Raw genomic sequence first — 15,045 nt, forward strand, 5'->3', positions numbered from 1 at the left:
TACTAGGGGATTTGTCGGGGTGCGGAGATGCGAGCCGCTTCTCCCAGCCAATCCCGTGAAAAATCTTGTCCAACTGGTCAAAATTTTCGATTTTCAGCGGCAAATGAACCGTCCGCCGCCTTTAGCACGGTCGCAACACCCCTTCTTACCATCAAACCAAAGGCAATAGAGCTTTGCGATGGCGAAGCGCGGCTGGATCTCTTTGTTGCCATTCCCCCTATAAAATAGCGGTATTAGTTAAGGAATTTCTGTTATATAAATAAGGTGGGAGGACATCATGGATACAACAAGCTCAAAGAGCATCGTCGAAGTCAGTGTCGATAGCGCCGCCGGACGGAAGGCGCTCGGTATCATGAACATGCGTCAGGCATTGGACCTGCCTGACCTGCCGAGCTTCACCTATACCCATCCGGATCCGCGAAAAGCCGCCGCTGGCGTCGTCGTCAGCCGTGAGGAGCTAGCACGCTTTCTGACCTGCCATTGATCGCTCACGCATCAATGGCCTAAGTCGCGCATCGCGCGATCCCTTTGGTGTGCCCCGCTTCAGGCGGCAATCCGATCACTCACCGCAAGCGGCAGCAATATTATGGCGTCGAGCCCGCCGCCGCTGCGATCCTCCAGGCAGAGCGCGCCATTATGCGTATCGAGGATCTGCCGGACGATCGTCAATCCGAGACCACTCCCCCCGAGATCGCGATTGCGCGATTCCTCCAGCCGGATGAAAGGTTCAAGCACGTCCTTGCGCCGCTCCGCCGGAATGCCCGGACCACGATCGCCGATGATGACGGCAGCATGATCGCCGCGACATTCGACACGGACATCGGCGCTGGCGCCATAGCGCAGCGCATTGTCGATCAGATTATCGAGCACCCTCGCCAGCGCCGTCTGCGGTATCGTCACCTCCAGCTCCCGTCCGAGCGGTGAGAACGAGACAAGGCCTTGAGCATCCTGACGCTCGGCAACGAGAGTACGAACAGTGCCGTCGAGATCGGTGATATCCCTCCCCGCGGAAACGACCGTGCTGCGGGCAAAACCCAATGCCTCCTCGACCAAGCGCTGCATGGCCTCGACATCGGCGATCGCCCGCTCACGATGCGGCGTATCCGGCATCATCTCCATGCGCAGGCGAAAACGGGTCAGATAGGTCCTCAGATCATGAGAGATGGCGCCGAGGATCAGGGTGCGGTTGTTGACCAAGGCGGCGATGCGCAACTGCATGCCGTTGATGGCACGGATCAGCAAGCGCAGCTCGCAGGCACCGCGCTCGGGAATATTGATCGGCTGCAGGCCCTTGCCGATGGAATTGACCGTGCGTGACAGCCGCGTCAGCGGCCGGGTCTCGCGCGCCACCGCAACAATGGCGATCACCGCCACCAGCACGCCGAGAAGTCCGGCCATGAAGCCCACGGGCATTCCGTACAATCGCACGGTCGGCGTATCGGCCAGGTTGAAGACCGCGACCTTGCCGCTGGTAAGACCGATCGAGACTTCGATGGTCCGGTCGGATGCACCGACCGAAAACCAGCTTCCCTGCGGCCGTTCGGGAAGCGCGCGCAGGCGGAAATAACGGTTGCCGAGCGCCATGCTGGCATAGTCGCGCGCCAGTTTGCGGTCGAGAGCCGGATCGGTAGCCGCATCGTTTGGCGCTGGCGTGACGATATCGGCCAGGCGCAGATCCAGACCGGCGGCATTCAGTGCTCGCACGGCCTGTTCCTGCGTTTCCGGCGGAATGGCATCAAGGAGGCGCAGCGTCGACTTGATCTGCGTCGCCGGCGAAAACTCGTGGCTGAGCGGCGTGTCCGGCTTCAGGCTGGCGGCAACGAAAGCGGCGAGCTGGATGATGAACAGCGCCACGGCGACGATCATGATGATACGCGAAACTAGACCGAGTTTCAGCATGGCTCAGACATCCCTTACATCAGCGGTCAGGAGATAGCCGGCATTGCGCACCGTGGTAATGATCTGCGCGCCGTCCGGCAAATACTGCGCGAGCTTGGTGCGCAGGCGCGACACCGTTACGTCGATGGTGCGATCGAACGGGTCGGCGCCCCGCCCGCGCGTCCAGTCGAGCAACTGATCACGCGACAGCACCCGGCGCGGCCGCTCGAGGAAGCAGACGAGCAGGTCGAACTCGGCGGTCGTCAGGCGCATCGGGCCTTCGCCTTCCACCTCGATCGCCCTGCCGTCGAGATCGACGATGAGGCCGGCAAAGCTCTTGCGCCGTCGCGAACCGACCACCTCCTCCGGGCGCTCCGGCCCGGCACGGCGCAGAATGGCGCGGATGCGCGCCAAAAGTTCGCGCGGATTGAAGGGCTTGCCGAGATAATCATCGGCGCCCATCTCCAGGCCGAGAATGCGGTCGATATCCTCCGACTTCGCCGTCAGCATCAGGATCGGCACGCGGCTGCGCGTCCGAATGCGGCGGCAGGCCGACAGACCGTCCTCGCCCGGCAGCATTAGATCAAGAATGATGAGATCGGGAAAGCCCCTGGCCAGCGCGCGATCCATGGCGGCAGCACTGTCGACCGCCTCGACGGTATAATCCTCACGGGTGAGGAACTCCTCAAGGAGTGCTCTTATTTCGCGGTCGTCCTCGACCAGAAGCAGCGATGCAGAAGCCATGGCTTATCCATGCGAGGCAAAGGGCGTCTTTGACAACAGGGAAACGACCGGCGTTACAAACTGTAACAAATTTCCACTTTTCTGAAAAATCCCGGAAACAGACGCTAGGCAGGTTTATCGCCGTCCCTCCGGAGCGAGGGGCGGCATCGGCCCCGATGTCGTCCTACCCGACCCCATCGCCGCTCCGGACCCTCGGCAGGGCTCGCGTCGACAAGACGCGAGCCCTCGCCTGTCGTCATGCATTTCCCCATTCCAGGATTTGCGTCGTGGCGATCCTCATGCGAAAGGATTGGCATCGTCAGGCCGGCGCGCCTGACCATGGCGACGCAAGGACGAGGCAAGGGTGAGCCAAAGACATTCTCCGCAAAGATCGGGCAAGCCGGCAAAGGGCCGGCAGGAGAGCGACGGCAAACGCGTGACCTTGCCGCGCGCGCTATCGAAGCTCGGCTATTGTTCCCGCACGCAGGCGGAGGCGCTGATTGCGGCCGGCCGCGTGACCGTCGACGGTCGGGAGATCACCGATCCCACCGCCTGGATCGATCTCGACCGTGCGCGGATTGCCGTCGACGGCGAGGCAATCGCTGCGGAAAAGAAGCTCTATTTCATGCTGAACAAGCCGCGCGGGCTGGTGACGACGCGCGACGATCCCGAGGGCCGGCCGACGGTCTATGATTGTCTGAGGGACATCGACGCCCGGCATCTGGCGCCGGTCGGGCGGCTGGACAAGGCAAGCGAAGGGCTGCTTCTCTTTACCAATGATACCGTGCTGGCGCAGGCGCTGCTCGATCCGATCAGCCATGTGGGCAAGATCTATCATGTGCAGGTCAACACCATCATGGAGCAGGAGCTGCTGGACCGGATGGAGCGCGGTGTTATCGACGACGGCGAGCTTCTGACCGCGACCGCCGCCCGCCTGCTGCGCAGCGGCGATCGCAACGGCTGGATCGAGGTTGAGCTCAAGGAGGGCCGCAACCGGCAGATCCGCCGGATGCTGGAGGTGCTCGGCGTCGAGTGCCTGCGGCTGGTGCGTGTCGCCTTTGGCGACATTGCGCTTGGCGACCTTGCAAAGGGCGCGGTCAGGGCGTTGACGGAGGCGGAGGTTCTCGGACTTCGCCGTCGCGCAGGCATGGAAAAGACCGGACGAAACGGAATGAAGGCCGGACGCAATGCAGCCCCATGATTTTTGGCAGGAGCTTCATCCGCCGAAGAGCTTTCCGACATCGGGTGAATTCCGCGATGTCTATGTGGCGGAACTGCCCGACGGGCGGCAATTGCGCCTGCCGATCCGCAGGCTCGCCGATGGCGAGCATGCGCTGGCGTCGTTGATCATCAATCAGGCAGGTTTTTCCGTACAGGAGGCTCTGGCGCAAGCGCTGGCTGAGCGCATCGCAGCTTATGATATCGATGTCGTCGCCGGGCTGCCGACGCTCGGGCTGACGCTGGCAGGAGCGGTCGCCCGGGCACTCGGCCATGATCGTTATGTTCCGCTCGGGACGTCGCGCAAGTTCTGGTATCGCGAGGAACTGTCGGTGCCGCTGTCCTCTATCACCACACCCAACCAGGAGAAGCGTCTTTATATAGATCCGCGCATGCTGCCGCTCCTTGAGGGCAAGCGGGTGGCGCTAATCGATGACGTGATCTCGAGCGGCGCCTCGATCGTCTCGGGGCTGGAGCTTTTGAGCGCATGCGCCATCGAACCCGTGGTTATCGGCGCGGCGATGCTGCAATCCGAGCGCTGGCGGGAGCGGGTCGATGCATCGGGCACGACATGGAGCGAGAGGATCGTCGGCGTGTTTTCGACACCGATCCTCGACAGGGCTGGAGACGACGGCTGGCGCCGGCCCTGATCGGCTGGTTCCGGGTTTGAGGTCGCGCTTTACTTGACATCGGCGGAGCACAAATTAAGGGTCCAGTCATGAAGCGTCCGCGGGGCGGATGCACGAGCCCGCTGGTGACCGTGTTGCGAATTCTCTCCGAAGCCCATTTTCCGGAACTGCCCAATTACTACCGCGGCAAGGTGCGTGAGAACTACGACCTGCCGGATGGCAGCCGCATCATCATCAGCACGGACCGGCTGAGCGCCTTCGATCGCATCCTCACCTGCATTCCCTATAAGGGCCAGGTGCTGACGCAGACGGCACGCTACTGGTTCGAGGCGACCAAGGACATCTGCCCGAACCATGTCATCGCCTATCCCGACCCGAACGTGGTCGTCGGCAAGCGGCTGGACATCCTGCCGGTGGAAGTCGTCGTTCGCGGCTATCTGGCCGGCACCACCGGCACCTCGATCCTGACACTCTATAAGAAGGGTCAGCGCGAAATGTACGGCATCACACTGCCGGACGGCATGCGCGACAACCAAATCCTGCCGACGCCGATCATCACCCCGACCAGCAAGGAATTCGACGGCGGCCATGACGAACCGTTGACACCGACGCAGATTGTCGAGGGCGGGCTTCTGACAAGTGAGCAATGGCAGACCCTGTCGGACTATGCGCTGGCCCTATTTGCACGCGGCCAGGAAATCGCCAGCAAGCAGGGGCTGATCCTCGTCGACACCAAATATGAATTTGGCACCGATGAAAACGGCACCATCATCCTCGCCGACGAAATCCATACGCCGGACAGCAGCCGTTACTGGCTGGCCGACAGCTACCAGGACAGTTTCGACAAAGGCACCCGCCCCGCAAGCTTCGACAAGGATTTTGTCCGCGCCTGGGTGGCCGAACGTTGCGATCCGTATAAGGACGATATCCCGGAGATCCCGCTCGACCTCGTCGAGCAGACCTCGAAAGTGTATATCCGCGCTTACGAAGCGATCACGGGCAAGTCTTTCGTCCCCGATGACCGCGGCGCAACACCGCGCGACCGGGTTCGCGCAAGCCTTGAGCGCTATTTCCCGTAAGAGCCGGTCGATCGTCGCTGCGACCGCGTTTCAGGGCGGGGAGCCGCCCTGAAGTTGCATATTGCGCCGAGTTTCAGGCTTCCCACCGCCTTAGGTAGCGGCGGAAAGGGTATGTTTTTTGCAACACTTTAAAATTTTTTTACCAAAAGCCTGATATTTGTCACGATCCCACATATGTTCGCCGACGAGAAATGGCAAAAGGCACTGTGCTATTGCAAAACTCGTTGCTAGATTGGCGCCGAACTGCTTCGGACCATTTGTTGTATTGCGTAGGCAGGAGCGCCGACACATATGGGGTCACGTCGACCCCGTTAAATAGTGATCATGTAAATTGAATTGTGGGATAATGTGATGGTATCCATTCGTACTGCCGCCCCCGCCCTGCTTCTTTTTCTAGCAGGTTGCGTCAGCGGCCCCGATCATAAGCCACCGGAAATGCCTCTCCCGGCCAAATTCTCGGAGGGTGGTACGAAGATCAACGGCGATCTGGCCGGGTCTCAATGGTGGACCGCCTTCGGTGACTCCAAGCTGAACGCCTTTGCAGCGCAGGGACTTGCCGAAAACCTCAATATTCAGCAGGCGCTGGAACGCATCAACCAGGCGCAGGCCGCGGTCATTACCGCCGGCGCCGGCGGACTGCCGAGCCTTACTGCCTCCGGCGATCATACGACCAACGGCCAGAAGGGCAGCCTGCGTACGCAGAGCGAAACGCAGAACTCCACCACTGGCGGAGCTTCGGTTTCGTGGCTGCTCGACCTCTGGGGTCAGTATCGCCGCGCCAAGGAAGGCGCCGTCGCATCGCTCGACGCGGCCTATTCCAGCGTCGACACCGCTCGCCTGACCTATCTGCAGGATCTGGCCAACAGCTACGTCAACGCCCGTTACTACCAGGCTCGCATCTCGATCGCGCAGGACAACTTGAAGTCCCGTCGCGAGACGCTGGCCCTGACCAAGTTCCAGCTCGAAGCCGGTGCTGCTTCCCGCCTCGACGTCGTCCAGGCCGAAGGTCTCGTCAATTCGACGCTTTCCGAAGTTCCCGGTCTCGAAATCAGCTATCGTCAGTCCGTCCATCATATCGCAACCCTGCTCAACGTGTCGTCGGCAACCGTCATCGCCCAGATGCAGGGCGGCGGCAGGCAGCCGGTATTCCGCGGCCGCGTCAATTCGGGTATCCCAGCCGACCTGATCCGCAACCGGCCTGACATCCGCGTTGCCGAGCGCAACCTCGCCAACGCAACCGCCCAGATCGGTGTAGCGGAAGCGCAGCTCTTCCCGACGATCACCCTCAGCGGCGCTATCTCGCCGTCCTATGTCCACACGTCGTCCAGGAGCGGCAGCCTGACGACCTGGTCGTTCGGCCCAACTCTGACGCTGCCGATCTTCGACGGCGGCGCGCTTCGCGCTAACGTCAAGACCGCCGAATCGTCGAGCCGCGAACTGTATATCGTCTGGCAGCAGACGGTGCGATCGGCTGTAGAAGACGTCGAAAACGCCCTGTCGGCCGTCAGCCGCGATGCACAGACTGTCTCGGCGCTGCGTGCGCAGGTGAAATCCTACCAGGAAGCCCTGCAGCTCTCTACGGCAAGCTATAAGGACGGCGCCTCCTCGCTGCTCGACGTTCTCGATGCACAGCGCAACGTTTCGACCGCGCAGGAAAGCCTTGCAACGGCTATCCAGCAGAGCGCTATCGATTACATCTCGCTGAACGTCAACATCGGCGCCGGCTATGTTCCGGCCGAAAAGGGACCTGTTGCCGCAAAGTCGGCCAAGGTCGTTAAGGTCGCCGAAAAGAAGGCCGTCAACTAAAGCATATCGTCCGGCTCCGCCGGGCGCTTCTTCCCATGAAACCGCCGCGGGCAACCGCGGCGGTTTTTCTTTGGCCAGAACAAAGTGCAAAATAAAATGGCGCGCTCCGCTTCCGCAAAGCACGCCACCAACAGTCAATAAACAAAAAGGCCGGAACTAACCGGCCTTTCGTCATCCATCTTCACATCAGTGCCAGTACATCCGTGGTCAAAGTTTAAAGATAGATACTGCAGCCAGATTGATTGCGAAAGGTTAACACATGGTCAACGCCACTTTCGCAATGTCCAAGTAATGCAAGAGGCTCGCCTTGAGGCGCGCCACGCATTTACCGGCTGCATGACTGAAACCTATATCGGGTGGGAATGCGGTGATTTCAAGGTCGATAGAACGAAAGTCTCGATGCCGCGCGAAATAATAAGCAAACCTTCCTAAATATTCCCGGAGATTTTGACGGCCTTTCGCGCACCCGTTCAAGCTGCATTCATGCAAACCCTCTTAAAACCTAGGAAAAGATTGAAAGAATGGCGTTGGATCTTCCAAAATCCCGTGAATGCGCCAGCTTTGATCTTCTCGAAACTGGAAACGGCATGCCGGATCCTGTAACCGCATCGAACGCCTCTTGCGGATATGCGAAGCAGGCAGGCAACAACAATCGGCGCAGCCGCTGGGCAATCCATGAAGCCGGCGGCGCGCAGGGGGAGAGCATTCATGAGACATAAGCTTCTCGCAGCCTTCACGCTGACGGCACTCGTCGCGCTACCGGCGCTCGCGCAAGCCGCGGAAGGTTTTGCCACCGCCAACGTCAACATGCGGTCCGGCCCAAGCACGCAATATCCGGCGGTAACCATGATCCCCGCCGGCGTGCCGCTGGAGATCAACGGCTGCCTCAACGAAACGCCCTGGTGCGACGTCTCCTTCGTCGGCGGACGCGGCTGGGTCGCCGGCCGTTACATCCAGGCAACCTATCAATCGCGCCGCATCTATGTCGGCCCGCAATATTACCGCCCGCTCGGCATCCCGACCATCACCTTCAATGTCGACGACTATTGGGGTCGCTATTATCGCGGCCGCGACTTCTACCGCGATCGCGACCGCTGGCGCCGGGGACCGGGCTGGAGCGACCGTCGCCCGGATTCGGGCTGGGATCGCCGCCCCGACCGTAATCCCGGCTGGGATAATGATTCGGATCGCAATTGGGACCGCCGCCCGGACCGCAATCGTGATTGGAGCAACCAGCCGGACAATAATCAGGACTGGGGCCAGCAACGCCGCGATCGCAATCGCGATTGGGGCAACCAACAGGACAACAATCAGGACTCGGGCCAACAGCGTCGGGATCGCAACCGCGATTGGAACCGGCAGCCGGACGACAATCAGGGTTGGGGCGGTGGTAACCGGCAAGACCGCCGGCGCGACGACAACCGCCAGGACAATCAACAGCGCCGTCCAGAACCCCAGCCGCAGCAGGCGCAGCCGCAACCCCAGGCACAGCCTCAGCCGCAGCCTCAACGGCAAGACAATCGACGCCCGAATGCCGGTGCGCCAGGGCCCTACAGCCCCGACCATGTCGATCCCTGCCCGGCGTCGCAACCCGATTGCCGTATGACCCCGAGAGGCTTCAATCGATAGTCGCCTCGAGCGACAAGTAGCAAAGGCCAGCGACCCACGTCGCTGGCCTTTTTCATTGGCCCGCGCCCATGGCCGCAAAGCGGCCCGTCGACAATGCGTGGTCAAAGGAAACGGATGATTTAATAGGGAGAGCACGCACTCGCAGGTTGCGCGACAACGCCCGGCATACGCCGGTCCAGAAGGCTTGAGCGATCAGGCGGCGTCAAGGCGCCGCGCTGCCTCAATGGGTTTTCAAATGCGCCTCGCGCATCGCTGAAATGAATATCTCCCGGGCTTCCTCAGCGGATTTCCGCCCGTCGATCGCGGCACGGCAGACGCTTCGGGCGGCCACATAGAACGGGCCACGTCGATCCGGCCAGAGGTTGGCCATGCAATTCAGCGCCTCGGAAGGGCCGGTGACTGTCTGGAAACTGCCTTGAGTGAAGCCGATCTCGATCGGATTGCTCCATTTGATGTGTCGCATGAATACTCCTCCTCACGCGCTATCAATTGCTTGGGGCCATCCAGCAAGACAGCCACAAGCAGTTACTATAGCCTCAATCAGAGCATTCGAAAATATGGAACTTATCAGGCGCGGCACATGAAGGTGGGATGGTCCGAAGAGGTTAATTTGACGTCTGCATGCTGGGGATCGGGTCTGTCATGTTTCACGCCAGGATACCGCTTCATGGCGTGAAAATTTACGAAAAGACGAGGTCGGAATCTGGATGTTCCCGCCTACTTGTCCCGCGCAATGCGCTTTGCGTCATCGGCTGAAAAGCCGGCACGGCGGGCAAGCTCTTCCAGCCCGAATACTCGGTCCAACAGATCAACCAGCCATAATTCAAAGCGTTTCCACATGGTAAGCCTCCACCGCAGTAGACCCTGTCGTTGTAACGATCCCGCGATGAACACCCCATGAACACCGCCCCGGCCTACCGAACAGGCTCAGCGAAACAGAGGTGGCCGTTGCGCGTTCGATAGCAATTCCTGCTTGGTGGCGAAGTCGCCGAACAGCTTTTTCAGCCGGACTTCTTCGTCCTTGCAGATCCGGTGCCGCCGCGCGAAATCCTCGACACTCCAGACCTCCCGCAGCTTGGTCTCGCCAACCTTCTCTATCGCAATATGTGAACTCATTGCGCTCGCCCTCTTGTTTTTGTGAAAAGAGAATGCCCGAGAAGAGGAAAAGTTCCTTGCACGATCCCGTCATGAAAGGACACAAGCCGCCACCGCGATTGGCGGTTGAGGATTCTTAATCCCTCCTTAAATCGCCGCATTTACAGTTCACCTCGGGCTTCGACATTTTCACGATCATTTCGTGGGCGAATGCCGGCGGCGCATAAGCTTGAAAATCATGGTCGATTTTCAAGCTTATGCGCCGGTAAAAGCGCTGGCTGCGTCCCTTGTGTGTCCCAAACGGATGCGAGGGCAGTCGTGGCGACGCCGGCATCAGATATCGATCCATGGAACCATCAGGGGTACGACCAGTCCGCAATGGCAGGCAAAAGCAGATCAAGCCAGAGGATAGAACCATCCTTCTCAAGCGGTAAGGAACGTAGCGATGATGGTTTCAGCGCCGGCGAACGCATTGCCGGCGGCGGACGCTCATCGGGACGGGAAAGTTCCAAGCGCGACAGCTCCCCTGAGCCAGACAAGCCACGCCGCTCGAGCCGCCGGCGCAAGCAGCAGAGACGGCGCTCCGGCGGTGGCTTCTTCGGCTTCATCCGCTCCGCGATCTATTGGGGCATCGTACTCAGCATCTGGGCCGGCATCGGGCTCGCGGGTCTGGTGGTTTACTACGGATCGCGCATGCCGAGCGCCAGCACCTGGGCCATTCCCGAACGGCCGCCGAACGTCAAGATCGCCGATCTCGACGGCAGCATCATCGCCAATCGCGGCACGACCGGCGGCGAGGCCTTGGCGCTGAGCGACATGTCGCCCTATATTCCCGAGGCACTGATTGCCATCGAGGATCATCGTTTCTATTCCCATTTCGGCTTCGATCCGATCGGGCTTGGCCGCGCGGTGGTGACAAACGTGCTGACCGGCCATGCCGTCCAGGGCGGTTCGACGCTGACGCAGCAGCTCGCCAAGAACCTCTTCCTGTCGCCGGATCGCACGCTGGAGCGCAAGGTGCAGGAGGTGCTGCTCGCCATCTGGCTGGAGCACAAGTTCACCAAGGACCAGATCCTGGCGATGTATCTGAACCGTGTCTATTTCGGCTCGAACGCCTATGGCGTCGAGGCTGCATCGCGGCGCTACTTCAACAAATCGGCGCGTGACGTGAACCTTGGCGAAGCAGCCATGCTCGCCGGCCTCGTCAAGGCGCCGTCGAAACTGTCGCCGGCGCGCGATCCGGCCGCTGCCGAAGCGCGCGCCCAGCTCGTGCTGCAGGCGATGCGCGACCAGGGCTTCATCAGCGAAGCCGATATCAAGACGGCGATGTCGCAGCCGCCGACACGGGCAAAGAGCTATTGGAGCGGGGCTGAGAACTACGTGGCCGACATGGTCATGGGCCAGCTTCCCGGCCTGATCGGCGGCGACGTCAAGGAAGACCTGACCGTCGACACCACCATCGACATGTCGCTGGAAGAAAAGGCCGAACAGGCTTTGAACGACGTGCTCGCCAAGGACGGCAAGAAGCTCAGCGCCTCGCAGGCCTCGCTCGTTTCCGTCGACGCAACCGGTGCGATCCGCGCGCTGGTCGGCGGCCGGGATTATGCGCAGAGCCAGTTCAACCGCGCCGTCACCGCCAAACGCCAGCCGGGCTCGGCCTTCAAGCCCTTCGTCTATACTGCAGCACTGGAAATGGGCCTGACGCCGAACTCGATCCGCAACGATGCGCCGGTGAAGATCGGCAACTGGGCGCCGGAGAATTACGAGCAGAAATATAGCGGCCCGGTCACGCTTGCGACGGCCGTCGCCCACTCGCTAAACACGGTCGCCGCCCAGCTTGCGACGGAAGTCGGACCGGATCAGGTGATCAAGGTCGCCCACAGGCTTGGCATCGAATCCGATCTGCAGGCCAACGCCTCGATCGCGCTCGGTACGTCGGAAGTGTCGCTGCTGGAGCTGACCTCGGCATATGCCTCCTTCATGAACGGCGGCTTCAAGGCGACGCCGCATGTGATCACCAAGGTGACGACCGCTTCCGGCAAGGTGCTCTACCAGGCGAATTTCGACAATCCGCCGCGGGTTCTCAACGCCGACGTCGTCACCAACATGAATGCGATGATGGCTGGCGTTATCAATTTCGGCACCGGCAAATCCGCCCGCATCCCCGGCTGGCAGGCCGCCGGCAAGAGCGGCACGACGCAATCCTTCCGCGACGCGCTGTTCGTCGGCTTCACCAGCCACCTGACGACGGGCGTCTGGTTCGGCAATGACGACGGCAAATCGATGAAGAAGGTGACGGGTGGCGGACTGCCGGCCAAGGCCTGGAAGGAATTCATGGTCGCCGCCCATAAGGGCCTGAGCCCGACCCCGATCTTCGGCGGCGGCCAGATCATCGACAACAGCGTGCCGATGGCGCAATCCGCACCCGGCGCCAACCAACCGGCGACGATCGACGGTATTATTTCCGGCACGCTCGGAGGCGACGGCGGCCAGGTCGCGCATCAAGGCCAACCGACGCTCCAGCAACGGCCTGCACAGCAGCCGATCCAGCAGCAGGGCAATCAAACCGCCGCGAACGACGATCTGGAAGATCTGCCGCCCGCAAACCTGGCCAATGACAATAACCCCTACAGCGCCAACTCCTACGATACCGGCGATATCCCGCCGGCCGACATCGGCGATACCGCTCCGACACCGGCAACGGCAAGGCCGCATCGCACCTCGCTGCTGGACGTTATTCTGGGGCGATAAGACAGCGATTCCCGCGATTGTCGCTTGCATGGTCAAAGCAAGGCTGATCTGATAGATGGTCGCGCCAATTCTCCAGGTCCGCAGGCGCAATGCGGCACTGTGGAATTTGAGCGACAAACCATTCGTTTTGCTGGATTCCGGGTGATTTCCCGCCTTGCAGTCAGTAAAACCGCTACTTATATACGCGGCATCACCGCAGTCATGGCTGCGCAATCCTCAAGACCATCCCGTAAGGGGCTGTCAATGGAATGCCTGACAGGGGTTCCGATAGCTTGCTTCAAGGAGAGAATGACATGGCAAAAGTAATTGGTATCGACCTTGGAACGACAAATTCCTGCGTCGCCGTCATGGACGGTAAAGACGCGAAAGTCATCGAGAATGCCGAAGGCGCCCGCACTACCCCCTCAATGGTAGCCTTCACTGAAGACGGCGAACGTCTCGTCGGCCAGCCGGCCAAGCGCCAGGCGGTCACCAACCCCACCAATACCCTCTTCGCTGTCAAGCGCCTTATCGGCCGCCGCTACGAAGATCCGACCGTTGAAAAAGACAAGCACCTTGTTCCTTTCAATATCGTCAAGGGCGACAATGGCGACGCCTGGGTCGAAGCCCACGGCAAGGGCTATTCGCCCGCGCAGGTTTCCGCAATGATCCTTCAGAAGATGAAGGAAACCGCAGAAGCCTATCTCGGTGAAAAGGTCGAAAAGGCCGTCATCACCGTTCCGGCCTACTTCAACGACGCGCAGCGCCAGGCAACCAAGGATGCCGGCCGCATCGCCGGTCTTGAAGTCCTGCGTATCATCAACGAGCCGACCGCTGCGGCCCTCGCCTACGGCCTCGACAAGAAGGACGGCAAGACCATCGCCGTTTACGACCTTGGCGGCGGCACCTTCGATATCTCGATCCTGGAAATCGGCGACGGCGTCTTCGAAGTGAAGTCGACCAACGGCGATACCTTCCTTGGCGGTGAAGACTTCGACATGCGTCTCGTCGAATATCTCGTTGCCGAGTTCAAGAAGGACAACGGCATCGACCTCAAGGGCGACAAGCTTGCTCTGCAGCGCCTCAAGGAAGCTGCCGAAAAGGCGAAGATCGAACTGTCCTCCGCGCAGCAGACCGAAATCAACCTGCCCTTCATCACGGCAGACGCCACCGGCCCGAAGCACCTGACGCTGAAGCTGACTCGCGCCAAGCTGGAAAGCCTGGTCGACGACCTCGTGCAGCGCACCATCGCGCCGTGCAAGGCCGCCCTCAAGGATGCCGGCGTTACGGCTGCCGAGATCGACGAAGTCGTTCTCGTCGGCGGCATGAGCCGCATGCCGAAGGTACAGGAAGTCGTCAAGCAGCTGTTCGGCAAAGAGCCGCACAAGGGCGTCAACCCGGATGAAGTCGTCGCTCTCGGCGCCGCCATCCAGGCCGGCGTTCTGCAGGGCGACGTCAAGGACGTCCTGCTCCTCGACGTGACCCCGCTGTCTCTCGGCATCGAAACGCTGGGTGGCGTCTTCACCCGTCTGATCGAGCGCAACACCACGATCCCGACGAAGAAGTCGCAGACCTTCTCGACCGCCGACGACAACCAGTCGGCCGTGACCATCCGCGTCTCGCAGGGCGAGCGCGAAATGGCCGCCGACAACAAGCTGCTCGGCCAGTTCGACCTCGTCGGCCTGCCGCCGGCACCGCGCGGCATGCCGCAGATCGAAGTCACCTTCGACATCGACGCCAACGGCATCGTCCAGGTTTCGGCCAAGGACAAGGGCACCGGCAAGGAACAGCAGATTCGCATCCAGGCTTCGGGCGGTCTCTCCGACGCCGACATCGAGAAGATGGTCAAGGATGCCGAATCGCATGCTGCCGAAGACAAGAAGCGCCGCGAAGGCGTGGAAGCCAAGAACCAGGCCGAAAGCCTGATTCATTCCAGCGAGAAGTCGCTGAAGGACTTTGGCGACAAGGTCACCGAGGCCGATCGCAACGCGATCTCCGAGGCGATTGCAGCGCTGAAGACGGCAACCGAAGCATCCGAGCCGGACGCTGAAGACATCAAGGCCAAGACCCAGACGCTCATGGAAGTGTCCATGAAGCTCGGCCAGGCTATCTATGAGGCCCAGCAGTCGGAAGCTCCTTCCGCTGATGCCTCGGCAGGCGGCCACCACGACGACGTCGTCGATGCCGACTACGAGGAAATCAAGGACGAGGACGACCGCAAGCGGTCTGCATAAGCGCGAACCGAAAGGTTCTCTAGG

Annotated in this window: 14 protein-coding genes; 9 read left to right on the plus strand and 5 right to left on the minus strand. The window is 60.9% G+C overall.

The features are described from left to right. Positions 1-277: 277 nt before the first annotated feature. Positions 278-484, plus strand: coding sequence for a hypothetical protein (locus PMI03_RS04215; RefSeq protein WP_007690216.1), 207 nt, complete (start codon positions 278-280; stop codon positions 482-484). A gap of 59 nt (positions 485-543) precedes the next feature. On the opposite strand, the gene PMI03_RS04220 is transcribed toward PMI03_RS04215, so the two are convergent. Beyond that, positions 544-1,899 (minus strand): ATP-binding protein, encoded by a 1,356-nt coding sequence (locus tag PMI03_RS04220; RefSeq protein WP_007690218.1) that lies wholly within the window; start codon positions 1,897-1,899, stop codon positions 544-546. A gap of 3 nt (positions 1,900-1,902) precedes the next feature. Beyond that, a complete protein-coding gene (locus PMI03_RS04225; protein ID WP_007690220.1) occupies positions 1,903-2,622 on the minus strand; it encodes a response regulator in 720 nt (239 codons plus the stop codon). Positions 2,623-2,965: 343 nt separating this feature from the next. On the opposite strand from PMI03_RS04225, the gene PMI03_RS04230 reads away from it, so the two are divergent. The 6 genes from PMI03_RS04230 to PMI03_RS04255 all read left to right on the plus strand — a co-directional run bounded on the left by PMI03_RS04230 (position 2,966) and on the right by PMI03_RS04255 (position 8,962). Then, positions 2,966-3,802 carry a pseudouridine synthase gene (locus tag PMI03_RS04230; protein ID WP_007690222.1) on the plus strand — a complete coding sequence of 279 codons (837 nt, stop codon included), beginning with the start codon at positions 2,966-2,968 and terminating at the stop codon, positions 3,800-3,802. After that, positions 3,789-4,469, plus strand: a complete 681-nt coding sequence (locus PMI03_RS04235; RefSeq protein ID WP_007690224.1) for a phosphoribosyltransferase — start codon at positions 3,789-3,791, stop codon at positions 4,467-4,469. The genes PMI03_RS04230 and PMI03_RS04235 overlap by 14 nt, the downstream gene beginning before the upstream one ends. Positions 4,470-4,582: 113 nt before the next feature. Beyond that, positions 4,583-5,527: a phosphoribosylaminoimidazolesuccinocarboxamide synthase gene (locus PMI03_RS04240; RefSeq protein WP_034516994.1), complete on the plus strand. Its 945-nt coding sequence runs from the start codon at positions 4,583-4,585 to the stop codon at positions 5,525-5,527. Between the two features lie 351 nt (positions 5,528-5,878). Then, positions 5,879-7,333: an efflux transporter outer membrane subunit gene (locus PMI03_RS04245; protein ID WP_007690226.1), complete on the plus strand. Its 1,455-nt coding sequence runs from the start codon at positions 5,879-5,881 to the stop codon at positions 7,331-7,333. A 521-nt stretch (positions 7,334-7,854) separates the two neighbouring features. Continuing rightward, positions 7,855-8,052 (plus strand): hypothetical protein, encoded by a 198-nt coding sequence (locus PMI03_RS04250; protein ID WP_034516897.1) that lies wholly within the window; start codon positions 7,855-7,857, stop codon positions 8,050-8,052. Next, a complete protein-coding gene (locus tag PMI03_RS04255; RefSeq protein WP_007690228.1) occupies positions 8,042-8,962 on the plus strand; it encodes an SH3 domain-containing protein in 921 nt (306 codons plus the stop codon). The genes PMI03_RS04250 and PMI03_RS04255 overlap by 11 nt, the downstream gene beginning before the upstream one ends. 220 nt (positions 8,963-9,182) lie before the next feature. On the opposite strand, the gene PMI03_RS04260 is transcribed toward PMI03_RS04255, so the two are convergent. The 3 genes from PMI03_RS04260 to PMI03_RS04265 all read right to left on the minus strand — a co-directional run bounded on the left by PMI03_RS04260 (position 9,183) and on the right by PMI03_RS04265 (position 10,078). Continuing rightward, positions 9,183-9,425, minus strand: a complete 243-nt coding sequence (locus PMI03_RS04260) for a DUF982 domain-containing protein (RefSeq protein WP_007690231.1) — start codon at positions 9,423-9,425, stop codon at positions 9,183-9,185. Between the two features lie 254 nt (positions 9,426-9,679). Continuing rightward, on the minus strand, positions 9,680-9,802 hold the full coding sequence (locus PMI03_RS31465; protein ID WP_007690233.1) for a hypothetical protein: 123 nt from the start codon (positions 9,800-9,802) through the stop codon (positions 9,680-9,682). 87 nt (positions 9,803-9,889) lie between these two features. Continuing rightward, positions 9,890-10,078: a hypothetical protein gene (locus tag PMI03_RS04265; RefSeq protein ID WP_007690234.1), complete on the minus strand. Its 189-nt coding sequence runs from the start codon at positions 10,076-10,078 to the stop codon at positions 9,890-9,892. Positions 10,079-10,435: 357 nt separating this feature from the next. On the opposite strand from PMI03_RS04265, the gene PMI03_RS04270 reads away from it, so the two are divergent. Then, entirely contained in the window at positions 10,436-12,808 is a 2,373-nt protein-coding gene (locus tag PMI03_RS04270) for a transglycosylase domain-containing protein (protein ID WP_039973621.1), read from the plus strand. A 293-nt stretch (positions 12,809-13,101) separates the two neighbouring features. Continuing rightward, positions 13,102-15,021: a molecular chaperone DnaK gene (dnaK, locus tag PMI03_RS04275; RefSeq protein WP_007690238.1), complete on the plus strand. Its 1,920-nt coding sequence runs from the start codon at positions 13,102-13,104 to the stop codon at positions 15,019-15,021. Positions 15,022-15,045: the final 24 nt, after the last annotated feature.

It is taken from the genome of Rhizobium sp. AP16, from assembly GCF_000281735.1.
Lineage (GTDB): Bacteria > Pseudomonadota > Alphaproteobacteria > Rhizobiales > Rhizobiaceae > Rhizobium > Rhizobium rhizogenes.

What these genes read in the sequence shown, in the direction of transcription:
- PMI03_RS04215 (WP_007690216.1), top strand. Translation starts at nt 278, where the DNA reads ATGGATACAACAAGCTCAAAGAGCATCGTCGAAGTCAGTGTCGATAGC.
- PMI03_RS04220 (WP_007690218.1), bottom strand. Translation starts at nt 1,899, where the DNA reads ATGCTGAAACTCGGTCTAGTTTCGCGTATCATCATGATCGTCGCCGTG.
- PMI03_RS04225 (WP_007690220.1), bottom strand. Translation starts at nt 2,622, where the DNA reads ATGGCTTCTGCATCGCTGCTTCTGGTCGAGGACGACCGCGAAATAAGA.
- PMI03_RS04235 (WP_007690224.1), top strand. Translation starts at nt 3,789, where the DNA reads ATGCAGCCCCATGATTTTTGGCAGGAGCTTCATCCGCCGAAGAGCTTT.
- PMI03_RS04245 (WP_007690226.1), top strand. Translation starts at nt 5,879, where the DNA reads ATGGTATCCATTCGTACTGCCGCCCCCGCCCTGCTTCTTTTTCTAGCA.
- PMI03_RS04250 (WP_034516897.1), top strand. Translation starts at nt 7,855, where the DNA reads ATGGCGTTGGATCTTCCAAAATCCCGTGAATGCGCCAGCTTTGATCTT.
- PMI03_RS04255 (WP_007690228.1), top strand. Translation starts at nt 8,042, where the DNA reads ATGAGACATAAGCTTCTCGCAGCCTTCACGCTGACGGCACTCGTCGCG.
- PMI03_RS04260 (WP_007690231.1), bottom strand. Translation starts at nt 9,425, where the DNA reads ATGCGACACATCAAATGGAGCAATCCGATCGAGATCGGCTTCACTCAA.
- PMI03_RS31465 (WP_007690233.1), bottom strand. Translation starts at nt 9,802, where the DNA reads ATGTGGAAACGCTTTGAATTATGGCTGGTTGATCTGTTGGACCGAGTA.
- PMI03_RS04265 (WP_007690234.1), bottom strand. Translation starts at nt 10,078, where the DNA reads ATGAGTTCACATATTGCGATAGAGAAGGTTGGCGAGACCAAGCTGCGG.
- PMI03_RS04270 (WP_039973621.1), top strand. Translation starts at nt 10,436, where the DNA reads ATGGCAGGCAAAAGCAGATCAAGCCAGAGGATAGAACCATCCTTCTCA.
- dnaK (WP_007690238.1), top strand. Translation starts at nt 13,102, where the DNA reads ATGGCAAAAGTAATTGGTATCGACCTTGGAACGACAAATTCCTGCGTC.